19 protein-coding genes are annotated in these 25,563 nt (G+C 67.0%); 10 read left to right on the top strand and 9 right to left on the bottom strand.

All coding sequences use genetic code 11. The annotated features are described in order from the left end of the window. Positions 1-14 precede the first annotated feature (14 nt). A complete protein-coding gene (locus ACX12F_RS07835; RefSeq protein ID WP_459369040.1) occupies positions 15-2,255 on the bottom strand; it encodes an LpqN/LpqT family lipoprotein in 2,241 nt (746 codons plus the stop codon). A 195-nt stretch (positions 2,256-2,450) separates the two neighbouring features. Beyond that, complete coding sequence (locus tag ACX12F_RS07830) at positions 2,451-3,071, bottom strand: mycothiol-dependent nitroreductase Rv2466c family protein (RefSeq protein ID WP_459369039.1); 621 nt, start codon at positions 3,069-3,071, stop codon at positions 2,451-2,453. Positions 3,072-3,175: 104 nt separating this feature from the next. Here ACX12F_RS07830 and pepN point away from each other — a divergent pair, with 104 nt between their 5' ends. Beyond that, positions 3,176-5,776: an aminopeptidase N gene (pepN, locus tag ACX12F_RS07825; RefSeq protein WP_459369038.1), complete on the top strand. Its 2,601-nt coding sequence runs from the start codon at positions 3,176-3,178 to the stop codon at positions 5,774-5,776. A gap of 35 nt (positions 5,777-5,811) precedes the next feature. On the opposite strand, the gene ACX12F_RS07820 is transcribed toward pepN, so the two are convergent. Further along, positions 5,812-7,434, bottom strand: a complete 1,623-nt coding sequence (locus ACX12F_RS07820) for a GMC oxidoreductase (RefSeq protein WP_459369037.1) — start codon at positions 7,432-7,434, stop codon at positions 5,812-5,814. A gap of 471 nt (positions 7,435-7,905) precedes the next feature. Here ACX12F_RS07820 and ACX12F_RS07815 point away from each other — a divergent pair, with 471 nt between their 5' ends. Beyond that, positions 7,906-9,144, top strand: a complete 1,239-nt coding sequence (locus tag ACX12F_RS07815) for an alkane 1-monooxygenase (protein WP_459369036.1) — start codon at positions 7,906-7,908, stop codon at positions 9,142-9,144. Between the two features lie 123 nt (positions 9,145-9,267). Here the strand turns inward: ACX12F_RS07815 and ACX12F_RS07810 are convergent, their stop codons facing one another. The 3 genes from ACX12F_RS07810 to ACX12F_RS07800 all read right to left on the bottom strand — a co-directional run bounded on the left by ACX12F_RS07810 (position 9,268) and on the right by ACX12F_RS07800 (position 10,672). After that, positions 9,268-9,744, bottom strand: a complete 477-nt coding sequence (locus ACX12F_RS07810) for a DUF5130 domain-containing protein (RefSeq protein ID WP_459369035.1) — start codon at positions 9,742-9,744, stop codon at positions 9,268-9,270. Further along, on the bottom strand, positions 9,731-9,961 hold the full coding sequence (gene ctaJ, locus ACX12F_RS07805; RefSeq protein WP_459369034.1) for an aa3-type cytochrome oxidase subunit CtaJ: 231 nt from the start codon (positions 9,959-9,961) through the stop codon (positions 9,731-9,733). Before ctaJ ends, ACX12F_RS07810 begins: the two co-directional genes overlap by 14 nt. Before the next feature lie 63 nt (positions 9,962-10,024). Beyond that, positions 10,025-10,672, bottom strand: a complete 648-nt coding sequence (locus ACX12F_RS07800) for an HNH endonuclease (RefSeq protein ID WP_459369033.1) — start codon at positions 10,670-10,672, stop codon at positions 10,025-10,027. 132 nt (positions 10,673-10,804) lie between these two features. On the opposite strand from ACX12F_RS07800, the gene ACX12F_RS07795 reads away from it, so the two are divergent. The 8 genes from ACX12F_RS07795 (at position 10,805) to ACX12F_RS07760 (ending at position 19,333) form a co-directional block, all read left to right on the top strand. Then, positions 10,805-11,209 carry a globin gene (locus ACX12F_RS07795; RefSeq protein WP_459369032.1) on the top strand — a complete coding sequence of 135 codons (405 nt, stop codon included), beginning with the start codon at positions 10,805-10,807 and terminating at the stop codon, positions 11,207-11,209. Further along, positions 11,209-12,789 carry a glycoside hydrolase family 13 protein gene (locus ACX12F_RS07790; RefSeq protein WP_459369031.1) on the top strand — a complete coding sequence of 527 codons (1,581 nt, stop codon included), beginning with the start codon at positions 11,209-11,211 and terminating at the stop codon, positions 12,787-12,789. The genes ACX12F_RS07795 and ACX12F_RS07790 overlap by 1 nt, the downstream gene beginning before the upstream one ends. A gap of 3 nt (positions 12,790-12,792) precedes the next feature. Continuing rightward, positions 12,793-13,500, top strand: coding sequence for a TetR/AcrR family transcriptional regulator (locus ACX12F_RS07785; RefSeq protein ID WP_459369030.1), 708 nt, complete (start codon positions 12,793-12,795; stop codon positions 13,498-13,500). Positions 13,501-13,790: 290 nt separating this feature from the next. Further along, complete coding sequence (locus ACX12F_RS07780; protein ID WP_459369029.1) at positions 13,791-14,672, top strand: metal-dependent hydrolase; 882 nt, start codon at positions 13,791-13,793, stop codon at positions 14,670-14,672. Between the two features lie 13 nt (positions 14,673-14,685). Further along, positions 14,686-16,263, top strand: coding sequence for a flavin-containing monooxygenase (locus ACX12F_RS07775; protein WP_459369028.1), 1,578 nt, complete (start codon positions 14,686-14,688; stop codon positions 16,261-16,263). Further along, on the top strand, positions 16,260-17,183 hold the full coding sequence (locus tag ACX12F_RS07770) for an SDR family NAD(P)-dependent oxidoreductase (protein ID WP_459369027.1): 924 nt from the start codon (positions 16,260-16,262) through the stop codon (positions 17,181-17,183). Before ACX12F_RS07775 ends, ACX12F_RS07770 begins: the two co-directional genes overlap by 4 nt. A gap of 33 nt (positions 17,184-17,216) precedes the next feature. Beyond that, the gene (locus ACX12F_RS07765) at positions 17,217-17,882 is read left to right on the top strand and encodes a cyclase family protein (protein ID WP_459369026.1); all 666 of its coding nucleotides are present in this window, start codon (positions 17,217-17,219) and stop codon (positions 17,880-17,882) included. Positions 17,883-18,094: 212 nt separating this feature from the next. Further along, on the top strand, positions 18,095-19,333 hold the full coding sequence (locus ACX12F_RS07760) for an HNH endonuclease (protein ID WP_459369025.1): 1,239 nt from the start codon (positions 18,095-18,097) through the stop codon (positions 19,331-19,333). A gap of 253 nt (positions 19,334-19,586) precedes the next feature. On the opposite strand, the gene ACX12F_RS07755 is transcribed toward ACX12F_RS07760, so the two are convergent. Genes ACX12F_RS07755 through ACX12F_RS07745 form a run of 3 tightly spaced genes read right to left on the bottom strand, consistent with a single transcriptional unit; the run spans position 19,587 to position 25,531 of the window. After that, a complete protein-coding gene (locus ACX12F_RS07755) occupies positions 19,587-20,222 on the bottom strand; it encodes a DUF8010 domain-containing protein (protein ID WP_459369024.1) in 636 nt (211 codons plus the stop codon). A gap of 28 nt (positions 20,223-20,250) precedes the next feature. Continuing rightward, positions 20,251-20,664: an acyl-CoA thioesterase gene (locus ACX12F_RS07750; RefSeq protein WP_020102240.1), complete on the bottom strand. Its 414-nt coding sequence runs from the start codon at positions 20,662-20,664 to the stop codon at positions 20,251-20,253. 7 nt (positions 20,665-20,671) lie between these two features. Then, the gene (locus ACX12F_RS07745) at positions 20,672-25,531 is read right to left on the bottom strand and encodes an NAD-glutamate dehydrogenase (protein WP_459369023.1); all 4,860 of its coding nucleotides are present in this window, start codon (positions 25,529-25,531) and stop codon (positions 20,672-20,674) included. Positions 25,532-25,563 lie beyond the last annotated feature (32 nt).

Here is a 25,563-nt window from a genome sequence, read left to right as displayed (position 1 = left end):
ACACACTAGCCGGCTCAGCCGGCGGCGATCTTCGTGTCGCGGTCGATGGCCTCGGTGATCTGCTTGATGATCTCGGCCTGGTCGGCGACGCCGTCGATGTTGATCTGCATCACGTACAGCCCGGTCCCGTCCTGGATGACGACGGTGTTCTGGGTGATGAGCTTGGTGACCCCGTTGGAGTTCCAGGAACCGGCGATCTGGAACGACTTGTGGCCGTCGACCGTGCCGGGGGTGCCGGTGTCGGTGGCGGTGAAGCCCGGCAGGTTGTTCAGCTCGCCCGGCGCGAAGTCCAGAATCTTCTGCGCATCGGCGTTCGGGCCGAGCCGCGAGATCAATGCCGTGGCGCTGGGCCGGTAATTGCCGGCGCTCGGGCCGTTGTAGACGATCGACTCGTAGGCGAACGCCGGCGTCTGCGGTCCGGCGTCGACCCAGCCCGGGGGCATCGGCAGCGTCACCACAGGTGCGCCGGGCTCGTTCCGGTGGACCAGCGACTCCTGAATGTTGTTGCTCTTCAGGTAGGTCGCGATGGTCTGGTAGTTACCAGGCGTGCCGACCAGTACCGGCGGTGCCGGCTTGTGCGACGACGACGGCTTGTCCGCTCCGGAGCTCTGGCTGCTGGAAGCTCCCGACGACGGGCTGTTGTCGTCGCCGGAATTCAAGGCGATGACAGCGACCAGCACGACAACGACGACTGCGACGGCGCCACTGATCGCCCAGATCTTCGCCTTACCGCCCGATGACTGACCGCGGCCCGGCTGTGTCTTGCCGATCTCGGCTGCGAGTTGCGAGTACGACTGCGGCGGCCCACCCGGACGTCCCATGCCGGGCGCGGCGTGCACCGCAGGATCGGCCGGGATAACCGGCAGCACCACTGTCGGCGACACCGTTTCGTGAGTCGGGCGGACGAGCCGCTGCGGCGGCGGCGGAGGCGTGGGCAACGGCTGCCGATACGGCGGCGCCGACGGTGACGAATCAGGTTCCGGCCGAAAAGGTTTCGCCTCGGGCGGCGGACCGACGGGACCGGGTGGCGGCGGGGTGGGCGGCCGCATCGGCTCGGGACGAACCGATTCGGGAACCGGCGTCGGCTCCGACACCCGCTCGGGCGTCGGTTGAGGCGGCGCGGGCGGAGCGGGCGGTCCGGGAGCCGGGGGCGGTGCGACGGGCTCCTGCGCCACGGGCTGCTGGACAACCGGTTCTGGCTCGAGTTCGGGCCCGACAACCGGGACGACCGGCGGAGGGGGCGTGACCGGCTCGGCGGGTGGCGCAACCGGCGGCGGCGTCACCTCTTGCGCAACCGGCGGCGGCGCCACCTCGGGAGCGGACGGTGTCTCGGCGGCGGGCGATTCGGGCACCGAAGTGACCGTCGGCAGCCGCAGTTCGGCAGTGCGCAGGTTCAGCGTCGGCGACTCGGTGACCAGTTCGGCCTGCCGTTCGAAGGCCCGCGCGAACTTGGTGCAGGAATCGAAGCGGTCATCGGGCGACTTGCCCATGGCCTTGATCAGCACGTCGTTCAGCGGCTCGAGCCACGGCTTCAGGTCGCTGGCCTTGGGCGGCGTGGCGCTGAGGTGCTGACTGATCACCGCGACCTGATTGGTGTCCTGGTACGGCGTCTGCCCGGTGAGCAACCGGTAGGCGGTCGCGGCCAGCGCGTACTGGTCGGCGCGGCCGTCGATCTCGGCGCCCATCAGCTGCTCGGGAGCCGAGTAGGAGACGGTGCCGATCGCCAGGTTCGCCGACGTCAGCCCCGTGACCTCACCGATCTGGCGGGCGATGCCGAAGTCGCTCAGCAGGATTCGTCGCTCATCGCTGTCGATGTTGCTGAGCAGGATGTTGGCGGGCTTGATGTCGCGGTGCAGCAATCCACGCTGGTGCGCGTAGTCCAGGGCCGAGCTCATGGCTTTGACGATGTCGACCACCAGTTCCAGCGGCAGCCCGTTCGGGTACTCGTACTTGACCAGCTGCGCGGCGTCGGTGCCGTCGACGTAGTCCATGCTGATCCACAGCCGGCCCTCGAACTCACCGCGGTCGTGCAGGCCGACGATGTGCGGATGCCACAGACCAGCGGCAATGTTCGCTTCGCGCTCGAACCGGATACGGAATTCGTCGTTGGCGGAGGCGGTTTCCCGCAGCACCTTCATGGCGTCGAGGCGGGGCAGCCGGGGGTGCTGGACGAGGTACACATCGCCCATTCCCCCTGAGCCCAGCAACCGGCGCACGGTGTACCCGGCGAAGGTTGCGCCCGTCTCCAGCGACATCAGCGCATCCTACTCAGACCCGCACGTCGAAGGACGAAACTGTCCGTCGGCACGTCGCTCCCCACCAGTTGCATCGTTGTGGCTCATGTTTCGGATGTGTCTGACCACCGTAACGGCGGCCAGACGTTCCTTGCGGAACGCCGACGAGATTACCTGTGCCGACCCGGACGGAGCGTGGCTAGCGGCGGATTGTGGTCAGTCGAACTCGGGAGCCTCGTCGCGGGAGCGCTTGAGCTCCCAGAAGTGCGGGTAGGAAGCGAAAATCACGGATGCGTCCCACAGCTTTCCGGCTTCTTCACCGCGCGGGATGCGCGACAGCACCGGACCGAAGAACGCGACCCCGTTGACGTGGATTGTCGGGGTGCCCACATCGGGGCCGACTGCGTCCATGCCGGCGTGGTGGCTCTTGCGCAGCGCCTCGTCGAACTTCTCGCTGGTGGCGGCCTCCGCCAGCTCGGCGGGCAGGCCCAGCTCTTCGAGGGACTCGGCGATGACTTCCGCAAAGTTCTTGTTGCCCTGGTTGTGAATCCGGGTGCCCATCGCGGTGTACAGCGGCGCGAGTACCTCGGAGCCGAGGGCCTCCTCGGCGGCGATCGCGACGCGGACCGGGCCCCAGGCGCTTTTCATCAGCTCCTGGTACTGCTCCGGCAGGTCCCTGCCCTCGTTGAGCACCGCCAGGCTCATGACGTGGAACTGCACGTCGACATCGCGGACCTGCGCGACCTCGAGGATCCACCGGGAGGTGATCCAGGCCCACGGGCACAACGGATCGAACCAAAATCCTGCGACATCCTTGGTAACGGCAGAGTCGGCCATTGGACTTCCTTCGTGCGGTCGGTACAGAACCCTATTGTCGACAACTATGCCCGGCGTCCCTATGTTCCCGGTCACGGCCACCGGTTGTCCCTTAAGTTAGTGACGTGGCACTTCCGAATCTGACCCGCGACCAGGCCGCCGAGCGCGCGGCGCTGGTGACCGTCGACAACTACCGCATCGATCTGGACCTCACCGACGGTGCCGGTGCGCCGGGCGAGCGCACCTTCCGATCGGTGACGACGGTGACGTTCAGCGCCTTGCCCGGCGCCAACACCGTCATCGACATCGCCGCCGACTCCATCCGCAGCGCCACGCTCAACGGGCTGCCGATCGACGTGTCGGCCTACGACGAATCGACCGGTGTGCCGTTGACCGGGCTGGCCGAGCAGAACGTGGTCGTGATCGACGCCGACTGCCGCTACTCCAACACCGGTGAGGGCCTGCACCGCTTCGTCGACCCGGTCGACGGCGAGGTCTACCTCTACTCGCAGTTCGAGACCGCTGACGCCAAGCGCATGTTCGCCTGCTTCGACCAGCCGGACCTCAAGGCCACCTTTGACGTCGCGGTCGTGGCTCCTGCGCACTGGCAGGTGATCTCGAACGGTGCCGGTACGTCGGCCGGAGCCGCCCCGGCGGCGACATCAGATACGGGGATGGTTCATCGATTCGCCACCACCCCGAAGATGAGCACCTACCTCGCCGCGCTCATCGCCGGGCCCTATGCCCGGTGGGACGACGTCTACAGCGACGAACACGGCGACATTCCGCTGGGCATCTTCTGCCGCGCCTCGCTGGCCGAGTTCATGGATGCCGACCGGCTGTTCACCGAGACCAAGCAGGGATTCTCCTTCTACCACAAGAACTTCGGCACACCGTACGCATTCGGCAAGTACGACCAGCTGTTCGTGCCGGAGTTCAACGCCGGCGCCATGGAGAACGCCGGAGCGGTGACGTTCCTGGAGGATTACGTCTTCCGGTCCAAGGTCACGCGCTACTCGTACGAGCGCCGCGCCGAGACCGTGCTGCACGAGATGGCTCACATGTGGTTCGGCGATCTGGTCACCATGCGCTGGTGGGATGACTTGTGGCTCAACGAATCCTTCGCCACGTTCGCATCGGTGCTGTGCCAGGCCGAGGCCACCGAGTACAAACAGGCCTGGACCACCTTCGCCAATGTCGAGAAGTCCTGGGCCTACCGGCAGGATCAGCTGCCATCCACCCACCCGGTCGCCGCCGACATCCCCGACCTGGCCGCTGTCGAAGTCAACTTCGACGGCATCACCTACGCCAAGGGCGCCAGCGTGCTCAAGCAGTTGGTGGCCTACGTCGGACTGGAACCGTTCCTCTCGGGCCTGCGCGACTACTTCCGCGACCACGCCTACGACAACGCCACTTTTGCCGATCTGCTTGGTGCGCTGGAGAAGTCGTCGGGCCGCGACCTGTCGGGCTGGGGCCGGCAGTGGCTGAAGACCACGGGACTCAACACGCTGCGGGCCGATTTCGACGTCGACGGCGACGGTGCGTTCACCCGGTTTGCCATCACCCAGAGCGGTGCGGCGCCCGGCGCGGGCGAGACACGCGTGCACCGGCTTGCCGTCGGCCTGTATGACGACGACGGCTCCGGCAAGCTGGTCCGCGTCCACCGCGAGGAGCTGGACGTCGAAGGTCCGGTGACGGATGTTCCTGCCCTGGTTGGGCTTTCCCGCAGCAAGCTGATTCTGATCAACGACGACGACCTGACCTACTGCTCGATGCGGCTCGATCCCGCGTCGCTGCAGACGATGCTGAGCCGCATCGCCGACATCGAGGACCCGCTCCCCCGCACCCTGGCCTGGTCGGCAGCGTGGGAGATGACCCGCGAGGCCGAGATGAAGGCTCGCGAGTTCGTCGCACTGGTGATGAGCGGGCTGCACGCCGAGACCGAGGTGGGCGTCGCCCAGCGGCTGGTGCTGCAGGCACAGACCGCGCTGACCTCCTATGCCGATCCGGTATGGGCAGCCGAAATCGGTTGGGCCGCTTTCGGTGACGCGCTGCTGGACCTGGCGCGGGACTCGTCGCCGGGATCGGACCACCAGCTGGCGTACATCAACGCGCTGTGCACGTCGGTGCTGGCACCGAACCACATCGCGGTGCTGTCGACGCTGCTGGACAACGAGCCCGCCGCGGTGAACATGCCGGGGCTGGTCATCGACACCGATCTGCGCTGGCGCATCGTGACCGCACTGGCCCGCGCCGGCGTGATCGACGCCGACGGCGCGGCGACGCCGTTCATCGACGCCGAGGCCCAGCAGGATCCGACGGCGGCCGGTCAGCGCAATGCCGCTGCGGCAGTTGCCGCGCGCCCGCAGGTGGCGGTGAAAGAGGCTGCGTGGCAACGGGTCATCGAGGACGACACGCTGGCGAACATCACCACGCGCGCGGTCGTCGGCGGCCTGGTCCAGCCCGGACAGCACGAGCTGCTGGCCCCGTTCCGGGATCAGTACTTCGCGGCGATCTCCGGGGTGTGGGAGCGGCGTTCCAGCGAGGTGGCCCAGACGGTGGTCATCGGCCTGTACCCGGCATGGGACATCAGCCAGGCCGGCCTCGATGCGGCCGACCGGTTCCTCTCCGATCCGGAGGTCCCACCCGCCCTGCGCCGCCTGGTACTCGAAGGCCGTGCGGGAGTGGAACGTTCGCTGCGCGCGCGGGCCTTCGACATCAGCTGACGCGACTGCAGGAGCCGCACCTGGCCGACTCCGGGCTAGGTGCGGCCCTGCAGGATGCCTTCGATGTTGCGCTCGGCCAGCGCGGTGATGGTCATGTAGGGATTGCACCCGAGATGGCCGGGCATCAGCGACGCATCGTTGACGAACAGGTTGCGGTGGCCGTTCACCCGCCCGAAGGCGTCGGTGGCCTTGCCTCGCACACATCCGCCCAGCGGGTGAACGGTGTTGGGCGCGAAAACCTTTCCACTGAACAGGTCATTGCGGTAGTCGACCTTGTTGGCCCGCAGGATCTTGTCGAACACCCGCCTCGCCCTGGCCTCGTTGTTCGCGGCGAAGGCGTCGGTCCATTGGATGGTCGCGGTGTCGGACTGGCGGTCATAGGTGATGTCGGCCCGGTCGCCCGTGTCGACCATGACGTAGTAGCCCAGCAGATAGGTTTCGACGGGCAGTGGCATGGAGAACATGCTGGCGTACACCGGGTTGTCCGGGTCGTCGCGACCGTCGATGTTGATCATGCCCATGAGGGATTGCGTGGTGCCGGCCGGATCACTCTTGGCCAGGTTGTGTCCGACCATCAGGTCACCGTTGTTGCCGTAGCCCTTGCCGATCTGATCGTTCAGATGGGCCAGGCCACCGGTCTCCCGCGCCTTCAGCAGCAGCTTGGTCGTGCCGAGCACGCCGGCCGCCAGATACAGCTGGTCACAACCGAATTCGGTCTTGGACAGTTCCTTGCCCCAGCGATCGATCTCGCGGGTGGACACCACGAACTCGCCGGAGCGTTCCTGGCGGATCGAGGTCACCTCGGTCAGTGGGCGCAGCGTGACGAGGCCGGTCTTGAGCGCTTCGGCGATGTAGGTCTGGTCGACGCTGCCGAACCGGCCGTAGTTGTTGCCGAACTGCTGCTCGAAAGCCAGCGAGGACTGCGGCACCTGGCCGGCGGCCTCTTTGACCAGGTAGTCGAAGGAGTAGGAGCTGCCGTTGTAGTCGACCTTGTAGCCGGCCGCTGCCGCGTACTTGCGGCCGACCCGGGCGTACTGGAAGCACGGCGTCTGCTCGAACCAGGGCATGTCGCGGTAGCTGATCTTCAGCGCGGTCTTGGCGCGCTCGACATAGGTGTTCAGAAACTCGTCGGTGCCGATGTCGGGGAACGCCGTTGCGAGCTGCCCGTGCGTCGGGATGGCGGCAATGCCCGCGTTGATCATCGAGCCGCCACCGACCGCCAGGCCCCGGAAGACGTCGTGGGCGCCGTGCGTCACCTTCTGGCAGATGCCGGCCTGGATCGGCTGGGGCGACGGCGCGTGCTCCGCCACCTGCTCGACGGTGAAGCCGCCGAAAGAGGTGACCAGACTCGGCGGCACTTTCGTGAACCAGCCGGCGCGGGTGTCGGCGGGCAGCATCTTGGAGAACCGCTTGCCGTCGTCGTCCGGCTTGTCCCACAGCCTGCCCTGTTCGATGACCAAGGTCTCGACGCCGGCCTGTCCCAGCCGCAGCGCCGAGACGCCACCGCCGTACCCGCTGCCGATCACGATGGCCGAGAAGTGCTTCCGAGCCTCAGTTCGGTCGCGCGATCTTTCGACGAGGACCCCGACGCCGGCCGCGCCGGCGACGCCCACCACCGCCGCACCGCCGAGAAATTGCCGCCGGTTGATCGGGCTCATCGGCTACCCGCCACGGGGAGACACATGTCGGCTGCACAGGCCGAGCTCCGGCGTCGAACGTGTCGATGCCGGCCCTGCAACACCGCCAAGATCGTCCTTTCGCCTAACCGTCCAGCTAACCCGCAGCAGACCAGAGCGAGCGTCCCGAATAACGGATTCATCACAAAATTACACGATGCTGCGGGGTTTCCGCCGCTCCGTGAGATCCGGCTGTCAGCGCGTCGCCGGACCCGTGCGACGCGCGGTATGTCGTACGTCACTCATACGCACGTATGGCACGCTACCTGCAAGTTTATCGCGGCGGCGGCCAAATCCATCTGGCGAGGACGGACGCTGGGCAACGGGCCGGAATACCCCCGCACACTGACCGCTCAAACAATTTGCTGGATAACGATGAGAAATCGGACAAGAACCGGCTCTGGCTACCGTCATGTATTTGCGCAAACGGCCGAATGCAGGTACGAATACGGGGTGTTGTCGGCATTGCGCGCGGGTCAGGAGGCGTCGCAGCCTCACGCGCCTGCTCCCAGCACGTCCGGCACAGCCGCAGCACCCAAGTCCAAATGGCGCGATGGCAAGCGTTACGTGTGGCTGCTCGGCCCCATCACCCCCGGAATGGTGGGCCTGTCCTGGTTACTGGTGTGGCTCACGGGCGTCGACGCGTTCTGGTGGACCGGCTCGGTTCTGACGTTCGGGCTCGTGCCGCTACTCGACCACATCGTCGGGCCCGAGGCCGAGCAGGCGCCCGGTGACCTGCGCCGCCTGGAAGACGACCCGTTCTACCGCATCGCCACGCACCTGTTCCTGCCGGCACAGTACCTGTCGCTGGTCTTCGCGTGCTGGCTGTGGGCCGGCGGTGGGTGGGTGACCATGTCGCTCGCCGACAAGCTCGGCCTCATGGCCGCGGTCGGCACGGTCGGCGGCATCGCGATCAACGCCGCCCACGAGCTCGGCCACAAGCGCGGCATGTCCGAGCGCAGGCTCGGCAAGATCGCGCTGGCCCAGACCTGCTACGGCCACTTCTTCGTCGAGCACAACCGCGGTCACCATGTGCGAGTCGCCACTCCGGAGGATCCGGCCAGCTCACGGCTCGGCGAGAGCCTGTACGCCTTCATCGGCCGGTCGGTTGTCGGCAGCCTGCGGTCGGCGTGGCAGCTCGAGTGCGACCGGCTCGCCCGCCTGCGCAAGTCCAAGTGGTCGCTGCACAACGAGGTCCTGGGCGCCTGGCTGCTGAGCGTCATCCTGTTCGTCATCCTGGTGGCCTGGTTCGGCATGGGCGTCCTGCCCTGGCTGTTCGGCCAGGCCGTGATCGGCATCTTCTTATTGGAGACGGTCAACTACCTCGAGCACTACGGCCTGCGGCGACAGAAGCTGCCGGGCGGCCGTTATGAACGGGTGCGCGCCGGTCACAGCTGGAACAGCAATACCGTGATCGCCAACGTGTTCCTGTTCCACCTGCAGCGCCACTCCGATCACCACGCCAACCCCATGCGCCGGTACCAGGCGCTGTGTCATGCCGATGAGGCGCCGCAGCTACCCGGCGGTTACGGGACCATGCTGCTGCTCGCCATCTGCCCGCCGCTCTGGCGCCGGGTGATGGACCCGCGCGTGCTGGCGCACTACGGCGGCGACATCAGCATGACCGCCCTGCAGCCAGGTTATGAAGCCCGCCTGCGCAAGCGCTACCCCGCTCTTTCTCTTTCCCGCTGATCCTGCCCTTATCGTGGATTGGCGTGAGCGGACCGTATCCCTCATCAGTCAGCGGTGACCTAGCCCCGGACAGCACTCTGCCGGGTGCGAACCATCGGTTCGCACCCGGCAGAGTGAAGAAAATCAGGCTGGCGAGACGCCGGCGCTCAGCACGCGAACCGCGCTGATGAGCCCGTCCATCAGGTTGCCCTGCTTGAACGACGCAGCCGCCGCGGAGACGCCCAGCGGAGCAGCCTCTTCGATGCCGCGACCACGGACCTCGGAGCCGTAGACGACCTCGATGGCCTTCTGGTCCGGCGAGACGGCAAGCAGCACCGCATTGTTCGGCGTCGGCACCGTGGCCAGCACCTCGCGGGCAGTGGCGGCGGTGTCCGCACCCAGGTCGCCGATGTAGACGGCGAAACGGGCGCCGGCAGCGCGCGAACCGTATTTCAGGGCGTCGTCGAGGAACACCAGGTCCTTGACCGGGAACGGATAGTGCACCGACAGCTCACCGGGCTCGGTGACGCCGGAGATGCGGCCGCTGTACGTGACGGCATAGCCGTACGGCAGGTTGGCCGGATCGATGTTTGCGACCTCGGTCTGGCTACCACTTGCCACTTGCGCCACCTCCCACAGTCAGGTGCGAGTCATGGCCGCCGTGGCCGTGATCCGCCGGTTCCTCGGCCGCCCACAGGATCGGCGCGTGGGTCCACTTGTCGGTCATCTTGTAGGTGTCCGGATGCGGGCTCTTGCGCAGCAAGAACAGCGCGCCAAGCACCAGCAGCAGTACCAGCGGCACCCCGCCGAGCAGCGAATGAGTAAGTGCAATGCTCACGGGCAAACCGTATCAGCACCGACCGCGCCCGTGCGGGCGAGAGGGGCAATCCGGTGTCCGGTGTCAGGCGGCGCCTTCACCGAGATACCGCACCCACGCCGGATCGAGTTCCTTGACCACAGACAGCAGGCGCCAATGCTGCCCCTTGGGCGGCAACGGCACCACGTGCAATGACCAGCCCAGCTCCGAGAGCAGCCGGTCGGCCTTGCGGTGATTACACGGGCCACACGCCGCGACACAGTTCTCCCAGGAGTGCTCGCCACCGCGGCTGCGGGGTACGACATGGTCGACGGTGTCGGCCTTCCCGCCGCAATACGCGCACCGGAACCGGTCCCGGTGCATCAGCGCGGCCCGCGTCATAGGAATGCGGGCCCGGTAAGGGACCCGCACAAAGTTGCGCAGCCGGATGACGGACGGCACACGGACCGCTCGCGTCGCCGAGTGTATGAGCGGACCGGTCGGATCGTCGTGCACCACGTCGGCTTTGCCGCACAGCACCATGATCACCGCCCGGCGCATGGGCAGGGCCGTCAGCGGTTCGTACGTCGAATTGAGCAGCAGAACGCGGCGACGGCCCCAGAGCGAACCGGCATTGGGACCCGACTCGACTGCATGCAGGGGTGATGACAGCGCTGGGCTCGAAACGGGCCCAAGCGAGCCTGCCGCGGCGCCATGAAGTCTGTGGCCGCGGACCTTCCTCCGTTGCGACATACGTCCTCCGTGTTGACAGTCCACCACGGATCGGCGGAGATCGCACGAGAATTCCGGCGTGTTAGCTGGACCATCGGGTGAACTTCGGGTGACGACTCCCGTGGGGAACGCGCCATCGCGCCCTCGTGGACAATGGCGACCGTGACAGAGGCGCAACGGTCGTTCTACGACGAAATCGGTGGAGCGGAGACCTTCGGGCTCCTGGTGTCGCGGTTCTACCAACTGGTCCGCGACGACGAAATCCTGCGCCCGCTGTATCCGGAGGACGATCTCGACGGCGCCGAACACCGGCTGCGGATGTTCCTCGAGCAATATTGGGGCGGTCCGCGCACCTATGGCGAAGAACGGGGGCATCCCCGGCTGCGCATGCGGCACGCGCCGTTCCGGATCGGTTTCCTGGAACGGGACGCCTGGCTGCGGTGCATGCACAGCGCGCTCGCCTCGATCGGCCCCGACACCATCGACGACGCCCACCGGCAGGCACTGCTGGACTATTTCGACATGGCCGCCCAACACATGGTCAACTCGGCGTTCTGATGACAGACCCGCGGTGGTGGGCACGCGCGGTCTTCTATCAGCTCTACCCGCGCTCGTTCGCCGACAGCAACGGGGACGGCGTCGGTGACCTCGACGGCGTGACGGCACACCTGGACTACCTGCGCGCGCTCGGCGTCGACGCATTGTGGCTCAACCCGGTCATGGTCTCCCCCATGGTCGATCACGGGTACGACGTCGCCGACCCGCGTGACGTCGATCCCCTGTTCGGCGGGATGGCCGCGCTCGAGCGGTTGATCGCCGCCGCCCGCGCCGCGGACATCAAGATCACCATGGACCTGGTTCCGAACCACACCAGCGCCGCGCATCCATGGTTCCGGGCTGCCCTGTCCGCGGGCCCCGACAGCCCCGAACGGTCCCGCTATCTCTTCCGGGACGGCCGCGGGCCGGGCGGCGCCCGGCCGCCGAACAATTGGACGTCGGTCTTCGGCGGCCCGGCCTGGACCCGCGTCACCGAGCCCGACGGCCGGCCCGGCCAGTGGTACCTGCATCTGTTCGATGCCGCACAGCCGGATCTGAACTGGGACAACCCGGAGATCGCCGCGGATCTGGAACGGACGCTGCGGTTCTGGCTGGACCGCGGGGTCGCCGGATTCCGGATCGACGTCGCGCATGGGATGGCGAAACCGGCCGACCTACCGGACATGGCCGAGCCCGCCGCGGAATCCGACACCGCCATGCTGACGTCCGAGGCAGACGATCCGCGATTCAACAACGACGGCGTACACGCCATTCACCGCGGCATCCGGACGGTGCTCGACGACTACCCCGACGCGGCGAACGTCGGCGAGGTATGGGTGTTCGACAACGCCGATTTCGCCAAATACCTGCGTCCCGACGAACTGCACCTGGGCTTCAATTTCCGTTTGGTGCGAGCCGATTTCACCGCCGCCGCGATTCGGGAAGCGATCGAGAACTCCCTGGCTGCTGCGGAGCTGGCCGATTCCCCGCCCACGTGGACGCTGTCGAATGACGACGTCGAGCGCGAAGTGAGTCGTTACGGCGATGGCGCGCAGGGGCTTTCGCGAGCCCGGGCGATGGCGCTGGTGATGCTGGCGCTGCCCGGGGCGGTGTTCGTCTACAACGGCGAAGAACTCGGACTGCCCAACGTCGACCTGCCCGACGAGGTTTTGCAGGACCCGGTCTGGGAGCGTTCCGGCCACACCGAGCGCGGCCGCGATGGCTGCCGAGTGCCGCTCCCCTGGTCGGGCGACACCGCGCCCTACGGGTTCTCTGCAACCTCGAACACCTGGCTGCCGATGCCCGACAGCTGGGGACCGTTGACGGTTGCCGCGCAGTCCGTGGACCCGGATTCGACGTTGACACTGTTCCGGCGGGCGATCGAATTGCGCCGGGCCCGAACAGCTTTGGGCCGTTCGGTGCGGTGGCTGCCGACCGCGGACGATCTGCTGGCATTCCAGTGTGAGGACGGGTTGGTATGCCTGCTGAATGCCGGCAGCAGTCCGGTCGACGTCCCCGCCGGCCGGGTTCTGCTCTCCAGTGGGCCACTACCGGACCGGCGAATGCCACCCGACACGGCACTCTGGCTGGCTTACGATTAGTCCATGCCCGTGGACGCGACCCGCGTAGCGGTGCGGCTGTCCGCACCGACCGGTGACGCGCGGGCCGATCGCTGGCGCGCCCACCGCGCGACAGTACGGGCCGAGCTGATCGAGGCAACCCTGCGCGCCATCGACGAGTTCGGGCCGGACCTCTCGATCGACGACGTGGTGAAGACCGCGGGCGTGCCACGGCCGAAGCTGTATCGCTTCTTCACCGACAAGGAGACGTTGTTCGCCGCCGTCGGTGAGCGCATGCAGGAGCTGATCGTCCGGCGCGTCATTCCGCGCTTCCACGTCACCGCGACGGCACTGGAGCTCGTTCGTTCAGCTCTGGCCGGCTACATCGATCTGGTGGACGAGCGCCCCAACCTCTTTCGGTTCGTCGTCGGTTCGCATTTCAGCGACGACCACTCCCGCACCAAGCTGCTCGAGAACGGCCGCAATTTGTCGAGCGCCATGACCGAAGTTCTCGCGGCAATGCTGCGCGCCCACGACGGCGATGCCGACCACCTGGAATACACGGCCGACGCGATCCTCGGCGCCGTCGCTCTGGGCGTGCTGCGGTGGCTCAACGAGCCGACGATTAGCAAAGACGAACTCACCGCGCAACTGACCCCGGTGATCTGGGGTGCGGTGTCGGCGGCGGCCGCTGCTCGCGGCGTCGTCATCGCGCCCGGCGAGCAGATGGCGCTGTTCGGCACCACCGACTGAGCCGGCTCGGGTCGGTCGCGACCTGCGCCCAGACGGTTCAGAAAACGTCATTATCCAAAACTCTTGCGCTCCGCCGCACGTCGTCGTAACGTGCGAACTACTAGAACTCGCGGTACTAGTTACTGATTGTTCGAGGAAAGGGCGGCGGCATGGCCGTACGCAGTGCGCAACACACGACGATGACGCCCGAGCGGAACTCCCGGGCGCTCTATCCCCGGACCCGGAGAATCCGCTTCCGCTTCAACGAGGAAGCCGGCCGGGAATAGCCGGCACCACGGAAGGAATCGATCATGAGTGCTGATCCGATCACCGCGCACGCGGTCTCGTTTCCCAAGGTCCGCCGGATGCGGTTCCGGTTCGGCGAACCCGAACCCCTGCACCGCCATTTCGTCGAGGGCGACATCGTGTTCAGTCACCTAGTGGCCGTGTTGTCCGGCTCCTTCCCACCGGGAGAGGAGTCGTTCATCCGTTCCGTTCGCCGCTTCTCCGACCAGATCACCGACCCCGTCCTCAAGAAGCGCGTCGCGGGGTTCATCGGGCAGGAGTCCGTCCACGGACAGGAACATCGCAAGTTGAACACACAGCTGGCGGACATGGGCTATCCCCTGGTGCGGTTCTTGTTGTTCGCTCCGACCAGCGTGCGACAGAAGGTGGTGCTGCGCATCGAGAAGCTGATCCCGGCCAAGGTGCATCTGGCGATGACAGCCGCCGCGGAACACTACACCGCCGTCCTGGGCGCGCGGGTGCTCTCCAACGACGAAATCCAGTCAATCCCAGGCGATCCCGAGGTCTGGCGCCTGCTGAACTGGCACGCCATGGAGGAGCTGGAGCACAAGTCCGTGGCCTTCGACGTCTACCGGTCGGTGGGCGGTTCTGAGCGCACCCGCATCGCAGTCATGTGGTTCATGTATTTCCTGACCATCCCGGTCGTCACGGCCACAGTCGCGTTGTCGATCCTGCTGGATCCGACGGCATGGCCGCGACCGATCACGGTCCTGCGCCAGACGTACGGGGTGTTCCGCGGACCGCTGGTGCGCGGCATTCTCGGGGAGATTCACGAGTACCTGCGGCCCGGCTTCCACCCCGACGACGTGCCCACCGGTGAGATTCTCGAACGCTGGCAGCACGACTTGTTCGGCGCCGGTGGCGAACTCGTCGGCTACGTGCGATAGCCGGGCGCCGGACGTGACCGCCAGCACTCAGTACGCACCGCCGCCGACGGCCGAGCGACGGGAACCAGATCACGAGGTCGTGATCGTCGGTGCCGGTTTCGGCGGCATCGGCGCCGGCATTGCCCTTCAGCGCAAGGGCATTCACGATTTCGTCGTCATCGACAAGTGGGACCACGTCGGCGGCACCTGGCACGCGAACACCTACCCCGGTGTCGCGGTGGACATCCCGTCCGTCATCTACAGCTTCTCCTATGAGCAGCGCGGCGGATGGTCCCGGGTGTTCGCTCCCGGCAGCGAGTTGCGCGACTACGCCGACGACATGGTGGACAAGTACGGCCTGCGCGACAAGTTGCGGCTGGGCACGTCCGTCACCGGAGCGACGTTCGACGAACAGAACTGCATGTGGCGGTTGCGGATCGACGGCGGCGCCGAGATCACCGGCCGCCATGTGGTGATGGCGGTCGGCGGACTGGAACGGCCGAAGTTGCCCGACATCCCCGGCCTGCAGGATTTCAGTGGCATGCTCATGCACACTGCCCTGTGGGACCACGACGTCGCACTGGCCGGCAAGCGGGTGGCCGTGATCGGGACAGGCGCGACGTCGCTGCAACTGGTACCGGCGATCGTCGACGAGGTCGCGCATCTCACCGTCTTTCAGCGCACGCCGATCTGGGTTTTTCCCAAGCCGGACAGTGAGGTTCACGGTATCGCCCGCGCCGTGCTGGAGTTCGGCAAATTTCGGTCGGTGCTGCGCGCCGTCGGGACCGTCGCGACCGAGGTCGGGATCGGCGGCATGCTCACCGGACCGAACTGGATGGTCGAGGCGACGCGCAAGCTCGCGGAGGCTCCGGTGCGGGCCTGGATGCGCAGTCAGATCACCGACCCGGCGACCCGGGAGAAACTGATCCCCCGCTACGGCCTGGGCTGCAAACGACCGTCAATGTCGAACGATTACCTGAAGACCTTCAATCGCAGCGACGTCAGCTTGGTCACCGATTCCATCGAGCGCATCACCGGGCGCGGCGTGGTGACCGCCGACGGCGTCGAGCACGAGGTCGACGTCGTCATCTGCGCCACCGGCTTCAAACTGTGGGAACGGGATTCGGTACCGCCCTTCCCGGTCGTCGGCCGCGACGGACTGGACGCCGCGGAGTTCTGGGCGGCCAACCGATTTCAGGCCTACCAAGGGGTCTCGGTACCCGGCTTCCCGAACATGTTCATGATCACCGGCCCCTACGGATTCGTGCTCGGGTCGTATCTGTGGATGATCGAGGCCACCGCGGCACATCTGAGCCGCGCGATCGCCGAAGCCAAGCGGCGCGGCGCCCGCGAGGTGGAGATCCGCCGGGAAGTTCACGACGCCTACTTCCAGCACTGTCTGCGGCGCCAGGAACGCAACGTCCTGTTCACGCCGACGTGCGCGGGGTCCAACACGTATTACCTCGACTACCACGGTGATTCACCGTTCCGGCCGACGACGCACGGTGAGATGTACTGGCAGAACCGCCATTACAACCTCGACGTCTACCGGTATGGGACCGGCGCCGCCAACGCCCACGAAGTAGCAGCCACGTCGAAGGAAGCCGAATGAAGATCAACAATCTCGAACCGCAGCTCGTGGTGGTCACGGGCGCCGGGAGCGGTATCGGGCGTGCCACTGCCATCCGCTTCGCCAAACTCGGTGCGCACGTGGTGGTCTCCGACATCAACCTCGACCTGGCGGAGGCGACCGCGGCCATGATCAAAGGCGCCGGCCGCCGGGCGTCGACCGCCCAGCTGGACGTCGCCGACCCGGACGCGTGGGAGATATTCGCGCGCGACGTGCGTGCCGAGCACGGCGTGCCCGACGTCGTGGTCAACAACGCCGGAATCCTCGTCAGCGGTCCGTTCCTCCAACTGTCCGCCGCGGATTGGGACAAGCAGCTCAGCGTCAATCTCATGGGCGTGGTGCACGGCTGCCGGGTGTTCGGGGCGCAGATGGCCGAGCGCGGCCGAGGCGGTCATATCGTCAACATCGCTTCGGCAGCAGCGTTCACGCCGACGCCGGTCATGGCGCCGTACTCGGTGTCGAAGGCGGGAGTCAAGATGCTGAGCGAATGTCTGCGCCTGGAATTCAGGCAGTACGGCATCGGCGTCAGCGCAATCTGCCCCGGCGTCATCAACACACATATCGCGGACCGAGCCGTGACGGTCGGCGTGGACCCCGTGCTCGTCGAGCAGGCGAAGCGCCTCACCAGACAGCTTCAGGCGCTCGCGGAGGTGTTGCCGTTCTCGCCGATGAGCCCGGACCTCGTAGCGCGAGCCGCGGTGCGGGCGGTCAACTACGATCTCGCGGTGGTCCCGGTACGGGCAGAGGCATGGCTCGGCTACGCCATGCACCGCCTCGCGCCGGGCATCAATCGCCGTATGACACAACCATTCTCGTTCGATCTGATCGAGAAGCTGGCCGGGCCGCTACTTGACCGGGTGATTCCATCGGCCGCCGCAAAGGAGCCCGTCCCGTCTCGCTAAGGTTGGGCATCAGCCGCGCGGGAAAGGGTCGCCATGCTCGTCGATTTGTCTCACCCGATTCGGGCCGGCATGGTGACCTACCCAGGGCTGCCCGCACCGTCGATCGATGAGCACCTCACGCGCGAGGCGTCCCGCGAGGTCTACGCCCCCGGCACCGAGTTCGCGATCGGCGCCATCACCATGGTGGGCAACACGGGGACCTATATCGACTCCCCGTTTCATCGGTACGAGCACGGCGCGGACCTGTCCGGCCTCGACTTGAACACTTTGGTGAACCTGCCCGCGGTCGTCGTGCACCGTCGGGATGTCACAGCGCGGAGCGTTGGCGTCGCCGAGCTACCCGACGACATCGAAGCCGGCTGCGCGGTCCTGATCGACACCGGATGGGACCGGCATTTCGGTACCGAGGCCTACGGCGTCGACGCGCCGTTCCTGTCCGAAGGCGCCACCGAACTGCTGGTGAGCCGCGGCGTGGCGCTCGTCGGTATCGACTCGGTGAACATCGATGACGCCAGTCCGGAGTCGGCGGGCCGGCGACCCATCCATACCGCGCTGTTGGGCAACGGGATTCACGTCGTCGAGCACCTCACCAACCTGGCGGCGCTGCCGGCGCGCGGTGCCCGCTTCACCGCCGTCCCGCCGCGCATCGAAGGTTTCGGCACGTTCCCGGTCCGGGCGTACGCGACCGTCCCGGACTGACGGCGGTCTGGCCGGAGTAGGCGATCAGTCCCGCCGTCAGCCGGGACTGTAGGCCGGCCGCAAGCCGCGGAGTAGCCCTTGCGCCACCTGTCCGGCCTCGCGCCAGAAGGGTCGCTTCCAAGACCAGCAGAGCTATCACCGATGTCCTGATGCATCACAAATCCGCACGCTCCACCCATTGTTGTTCGAACGTTTGTTCGATAGAATGTGGTATGGGAATCGCACCAGATCTCGCTACCAGCCTCGACACCCTCCGCGGCGTGCGAGTGCCTGACGACCTGGCTGGGGATGACGCGTTGGCGGCGATGCGGGGGCTGCTGGCGCTGCGGAATCTGGTTGATCATCTGGCGGCGACGGTGGTCGGGGTCCTGGATCGGCGTGGCGTTGCAGCTGGGCAGGGGCGGACGGTGCGGGAGCTGCTGATCGCTCTCGGTGCGGCGCCGGCCGTGGCGTCGCGGGTGGTCCGTGTCGGTGTCGCGTTACCGTCGTTGCCGACGCTGGCCGCCCATGCCGCGGATGGGGCGATGTCCGGTGAGCATGTGGATGCGATCGTCAAGGGCATCAACCATATTCGGGCCCGCTCACCGGGCCCGGTGGATGAGGAGGCCCGGTTCGGGCAGGTGACCGATCTGGTGGGGCAGTTCTTCTCCGGGGCCACCCCCGCCCAGATCGGGGACCGCGCCCGCCGGCTGGGCAACCGGGTCGCCGCGGCCGAAGGTGGTCTGCCGGCCGCCGAGGACCGGTCGATCAACACCGTCGATCACCGGGTGACCAGCGACGGGCGCCTGCAGGTGCGGGCGGACCTGGATGCGGAGGTGGGTGCGAAATTCGTAGCCGCCATGGAGCAGTGGTCGGCGCCGCGGCCCGAACCCGACGGCACCGCTGACGTCCGTTCGGCGGGGCGGCGGCGCGCTGATGCCCTGGAGGCGGTGCTCGATATCGCGGCCCGGGGTGGGGATATCGCCTCGGCGCCGCGCACCCAGTTGCTGCTGACGGTGCCCGCCGACACCCCGGACCTGGCCCAACTCGAGTTCATGGGATCGATCAGCATGGCGACGCTGGACCGGCTGGCCTGCGACACCACCGTGACCACGGTGATCGTGGACGGCGAACAGGTACCCCTGGACATGGGACGCGATAAACGGTTGTTCCCGGCGCCGCTACGCAAAGCCTTGTATCTGCGGGATCAATGCTGCATCAAATGCGGGGCACCGCCGGGACGCACTCATGCCCATCACATCGTGCACTGGACCCACCACGGCGAAACATCACTGAGCAACGGCTGCCTGCTGTGCCCGGCGTGTCATGCCAATGTCCACCACGACGGCTGGGACGTCGTCATGGGCCTGGACAAACACCCCTGGCTCATCCCACCCGCGGCCGTGGACCCCCACCGCAGACCCATCCCGGCCTACAACCGCCGCACCATGCGACTGGACGTGGCCGCATAACGCACGGCCTCGAATCTTCTGCGCACCTTGACAACTCAACAGTGTTCCCGACCCTCGTGCTCGCGTGGCGGGTGGAGTTCACATCCGCCGCGCGAGCAGCCTCTCGGCGATCTACACGCAGTGAACGAACGTAACGTCTCGCGTTGGCCGCCACGAACCGCTTTGCCGGCCCGGCCCCCGCCGAGGTGCTGTGGGGCGCCTTTCGGCGTGAGCGACAACTCGGCGCACCGGTCCCCCGAAATTCAGCATGCTCCTAGGGCGACAACAGGATCGGACCGCCACGACGGCGGTACACCGAGCCGAAGCGGGCGTCGATGCGCAGCCACGTCGGATGTACCCGGACCCGGACCACCTCGTTCTCGGACAGCGGATCAGGTACGAAACCCATGGCGGTCAAGGCGAATACGCAACGCATCGGGATACCGACCTCGACGTCACCAGCACTGACCGTGACGACGTCCTGGTCCAGCAGCGACGGCGGCGGGCCCTGTGCCCCACTGTGTTCGCGGGCCAGATCGGCACCCCGCTGCGAGAGCTCCATCATCGCGCGAGCCGGCACGTCGTCGAGATGGCTGAATCCGCTGTCCGGCGGCAACGCACCACGCCACGCCGAGTCCATCGCGAACCCCGGATCGATGCGGCCCGCACCGGGCAGCTCACGGCTCAGGGCGTCAGCGCCGGCGCACAGGTCGGACGGCGTCAGCCGGCCGCTCACCACGCGCGCGGCCAGCACCTCGAAACCCGTTGCGGCCCAAGCGACAATGACACCGTCACCGCGCGCCCGCAACCGCACCACCGCCGCGTCGTCAAGCCGCAGCACACGTTCGACAAAGGTGGCCAGGTTCTCCCCCTGGGCCGCGTCCGCGAGCCAGATTCCGCGTTCGGTCATTTGTGCACCCTGCTCTTCTCGCAAGCGCTCATCGCGCAAAACGCTGCAGGTACTCCCGCTGATGCGGGGCGATGCGCACCAGCATCTGCCGCTCGATGTTGAAGGTGGCCAGCTGGGTCTCCCCGATCACGGCCGGTTTGGAATCCGGATCGGCCTGCGCCGAGCGCACCTCATAGCCCAGCGTGAAGTCGCAGGCACGCAGCCGGTTGGTCCAGATGGTCACCTGCAGCGGCGAATCGACAAGGCGCAGTTGGTCCTTGTACTTCACGTTGACTTCGGCGATCAGCAGTCCGGTGGTGGCGACGTCCTCGGCGAAAGGTTCGGTGAGAAAGGGAACCCGCGCTTCTTCGAGGATGGTCACCATGGTGGCGTGGTTGACATGCTGATACATGTCGATGTCTGACCAGCGCACCGGCACCGGCGTCGTGAATCGTTCAGTCACCGACCCATCATCCCTGATTACCCGTTCCCGTCGTCCTCGTGGTCATGCTCCGCAGCTGCCGTGCGGCCACCGATAGGGTCGCCAGGTCGCGCTCTTCGTCGTTGAGGATGTCGGTGAGGGTCCGGCGGGCCCGCGTGACGCGGGAACTGTTGGTCGACGCCCATTCGTGAATTTTCTGCTCACCGGTCTCGTCCGTCTCGCCGACGGCGATGACGTCGATGCACAACGCCCGGACAGAACCGTAGATGTCGTCGCGAATCGCCAAGCGCGCCAACGAATGCCAACGGTCGTTGCGGCTCAACTGGGATACCGCCGTGAGCAGGTTGTCGATGCCCAGGTGGTCGGTCAGCGCAAAGTAGGTGTCGGCCACCTCTGCAGGTTCCCGCTCGGCGATGTCAGCGATGTCGATGACGTCCAGCAGGCTGTACTGGTAGAGCCCGGTGGCCACCATGTAGGCCAGCTCCTGCGAGACGCCGGCGGCCACGAACTGTGTGGCGTCGGTTTCGGCGATGGCCTTGTCATCGCCGCGCAGCCACTGCGCCATCTGCGGGGTGAGCTCGGCCACCTTGGCGGCGAACCGATTGGCCTCGGCGCCGACCGCCAGCGGCTGCGGCCGGTAGTTCAGCAGCCAACGGCCGGCACGGTCGATCAGCCGGCGCAGGTCCAGCGTCATGCGGTCGGTGACATCCACCGGGACGCCGGCCATGCCGGCCGCCCGGATGTTCCGCCACACCTCGCCGACCCGGAAGATCTTGTCCACCGCGACGTAGCTGCGGACCGCGTCGACCGGCCCGACGCCGACATCCTCGGCGACGCGGTAGGCGTAGGTGATGCCGGCCGTATCGACCAGGTCGTTCACCAGCATCGTGGTGATGATCTCCCGGCGCAGCTGGTGCGACCGGATGTCTGCCGCGAACCGGTCGCGCAGCTCCTCCGGGAAGTAGTCCGGGAGCCGTCCGGCGAACACCTCCTGATCGGGCAGCTCACTGCCCAATACGTCCTCCTTGAGCGCCAGCTTCACGTGCGCCATCAGAGTGGCCAGCTCAGGTGAGGTCAGGCCCAGGCCGGTTTCCATCCGCCGGCGGATCTCCTTGTCCGACGGCAGCGCCTCCAGCTCGCGGTTGAGCCCACGTTCCCTCGACAGATCGCGAATCTGGGAAGCATGCACCGGCAGCAGGCTGGCGGCGTTGGCGCGGCTGGTGCCCACCAGGTCGTTCTGCGACATGTTGTCGGCGAGCACCAATCGACCGACCTCGTCGGTCATCGACATCAACAGGTCGGTGCGTTCACCGGCCGCCACCTTGCCGGCGGTCACCAGCGCGTCGACCAGAATCTTGATGTTGACCTCGTGGTCCGAGCAGTCCACGCCTGCCGAGTTGTCCATGGCATCGGTGTTGATGTGGCCGCCGGACAGATCGAATTCGATGCGGCCGCGCTGTGTGACGCCGAGGTTGCCGCCTTCGCCGACCACCTTGGCGCGCACCTGATTTCCGTTGACCCGGATGGCATCATTGGCGCGGTCGCCGACATCGGCGTCCGACTCGGTCTCGGCCTTGATGTAGGTGCCGATGCCGCCGTTCCAGAACAGGTCGACGGGCGCCAGCAAGATCGACTTCATCAGTGCCGGCGGCGTGAGTTCGGTGACGTCGGCGCCGAGGCCGAGTACTTCGCGCACCTGTGGGCTGATCGGGATCGACTTCTGCTCACGGCTGTACACACCACCGCCTCCGCTGATGAGCGACTTGTCGTAGTCGTCCCAACTCGACCGGGGCAGCTTGAACATCCGGTCGCGTTCGATCCACGAGCGGGCCGAATCAGGATTCGGGTCCAGGAAGATGTGCCGGTGGTCGAAGGCCGCCACCAGCCGAATGTGCTTGGACAGCAACATGCCGTTGCCGAACACGTCACCGCTCATGTCACCGACGCCGACGACGGTGAAGTCCTGGGCCTGGGTGTCATGCCCCATTTCCCGGAAGTGCCGCTTGACCGACTCCCAGGCGCCCTTGGCGGTGATGCCCATGGCCTTGTGGTCGTAGCCGACGGAGCCACCGGAGGCGAACGCATCACCGAGCCAGAAGCCGTACGACTTGGCAACGTCATTGGCGATGTCCGAGAACGTGGCGGTGCCCTTGTCGGCGGCGACCACCAGGTAGGCGTCGTCGCCGTCGCGGCGCACCACCTGCGCCGGCGGGACGACAGCACCGGTGGCCGTCTCGACGTTGTCGGTGACGTCGAGCAGGCCGGCGATGAACAGCCGGTAGCAGGCGACACCTTCGTTACGCAGGGCATCACGATCGGCGGCCGCGTCACCGGTGGGAACCGGCGGCGACTTGAGCACGAATCCGCCCTTGGCGCCCACTGGGACGATGACGGCGTTCTTCACCGCCTGCGCCTTGACCAGGCCCAGGATTTCGGTGCGGAAGTCTTCCCGGCGGTCCGACCAGCGCAGGCCGCCGCGGGCGACGTTGCCGAACCGCAGGTGCACGCCTTCGACCCGCGGCGAGTACACGAAGATCTCGTATTTCGGTCTGGGCAGCGGCAATTCGTCGATGAGCTGCGGATTGAGCTTGAACGACAACGCATTTCGCTGCCGCGCCGATCCCGCGGCGGTGACGTAGTAGTTGGTACGCAACGTGGCCTGCACCAGCGCCGCGAGCGCCCGCAGGACGCGGTCGGTGTCCAGGCTCACCAAGGCGTCGATGTCGGCGGCGACAGCCGCCGCGGCGGTCTGCGCGCGTTCCGCGGCGTCTCCCCCGGTCGGGTCGAACACCGCCTCGAACAACTCGACGAGGGATTTCGCCGTCCGTGGGTTGTCCTTGAGCACTGTCTCGATGTGGTACTGGCTGTACGGAAAACCGGCCTGCCGCAAGTACTTTGCATACGCCCGCAGGATCGTCACCTGCTGCCAGGTGAGCCCAGCGCCGAGCACCAACTCGTTGAACCGGTCGATCTCCACCTTGCCCTGCCAGATGGCGGTCACCGCATCGGCGAACCGGCCCGCGATCGCTTCGCGCTCCGCTGCCGGGGTGTCGACGGTGGAGTGGTGCCGGGAGATCTTGAACTGGTAGATCCACACCGGTATGCCGTCGCCGCGTACAACGTTGAACGGCTGCTCCTCGAGCACCACCACGCCCATCGACTGCAGCATTGGTAGCAGCTCGCTCAGCGATGCCGACCGGCCGGCCAGGTACCACGTGAGTTGGGCGGTGCCGTCATCGTCGGGCCCGGCTTCGGGATAGTCCAGCACGAGCTTGACGCTGTCGTCCTGCAGCTGGTCGATGATGCTGATGGCCTCGATGGCCCCGGTCGGCGTGAAGGCCTGCTTGTACACCTCGGGGAACGCCACCGCGTAGTGCTCGGCCTCGGCGCGGGTGATGGTGCCCGGCGTGACGGCACCGATCAGCCGGTCGCCCCAGGTGCGGGCGGCTTCGGTCAGCAGCCCCTGAATGCGGGTTTCGTTGGCCAACGACGTATCGATGGTCGCCTGGCTCGCCCCTTCTTTGAGACGGACCGTGAAATGCACGACGGCCCAAGGCGATTCACTGACGCGTGCGGTGTATTCGATGCTTTCGCCACCGAGCTCGCGCACCAGGATGTCCTGCATGGCCAGCCTGACATCGGTGGTGTACCGGTCCCGCGGCAGGTACACCAGGCACGACACGAAGTGGGCGAGTTTGTCGGCGCGCAGGAACAGCAGCGCACGCCGCCGGGAGCCCAGGTCGATGACGGACTTCCCCATCGCGACGAGGTCGCGCGCAGTCAGGGAGAACAGCTCGGACCGTGGCACGGTCTGGATGATGTCCAGCATCAGCTGGCCGGGCCGGCTCGGATCGCCTTGCGACAGGGCCAACGCCTCGTTGACCCGGCGCGAGATCAGTGGGATCTCCAGCACATTCGCGTTGCCCGCGGTGACCGTGAACTGCCCGATGAAACGGTGTTCGCGGGCGGACCCGTTCGGACCCGTGCTCTCGCGGACCACCACGATGTAGGGGTACGCGCCATAGCGCAGGTAACTGGGCATGGTGGCCTGGGCCACCGCCAGCAGTTCGTCGTCACCGGCCAGCGGTGGCAGCACGTCGGTGCGCAGCTTGGCCACGCCCAACCGGGTCGCCGGATCCACCTGGGCCTGTCCGTTCTCCACCGTGCACTGCTGGTAGCCGAGCAGGACGAAGTGCCCGTCGGCCAGCCAGCGCAGCAGGGCCGCGACGTCGCGCCGGTCGTAGCCGGGGAACCTGCCGTTGTGGTCGGCGTCGAGCGCGTTGGCCAGGCCGACGAGCGCGGCATTCATCGCCGGGGTGTCGAGCTCCACGGCTCGGGTGTCGGTCAGGGCATGCGGCAGCACCGCCGCGGCCTCCGCTACCGCCTCACCGTCACCCATGGTCGCTAGCTGCACATGAATCCAGGCCTCGTCGATGCCGTCGGCCGGTGCGCTGGGATCACCCGCCGGACCCATCGCGACGACCTCGCCCGCCGAATCCCGCCGAACCCGGAATTCGGGGCTCATGATCGCGGTGTAGGCGACACCGATGCGGTGCAGCAGCACCATCACCGAGTCCATCAGCAGCGCGCTGTGGTCGGTCACGATCTGCAGCGCCGGACCGAAGCGACCGGGATCGTCGGCAGAGTAGATCGCGACCAGCGTCTCCCCGGTCGACCGGCGATGACCGAGGCGATAGTGCGCCGCCAGCAACTCCGGCGAGACCCGGGTTGCCAGCGCCACATCGATCGGGGCGGTGACCCCACCGTCGGCCGGAGAGCCGTCGTTGGGGCCGCGGTACGTCAGCAGATAGGCCCGTGCGAGACCAGCATTGCCGTCCGTGCCGGCGGACTGCGTCGTGCTGCTGCGTCCGCCCCGATATTCCGTCATCCGACTTGCTCCTGACGTCGCGCCGTCGTGCC

The sequence above is a fragment of the Mycolicibacterium sp. HS_4_1 genome (assembly GCF_054515875.1).
The sequence above is the reverse complement of the archived record's forward strand: the minus strand, read 5'-3'. Positions and strand labels throughout refer to the sequence as shown.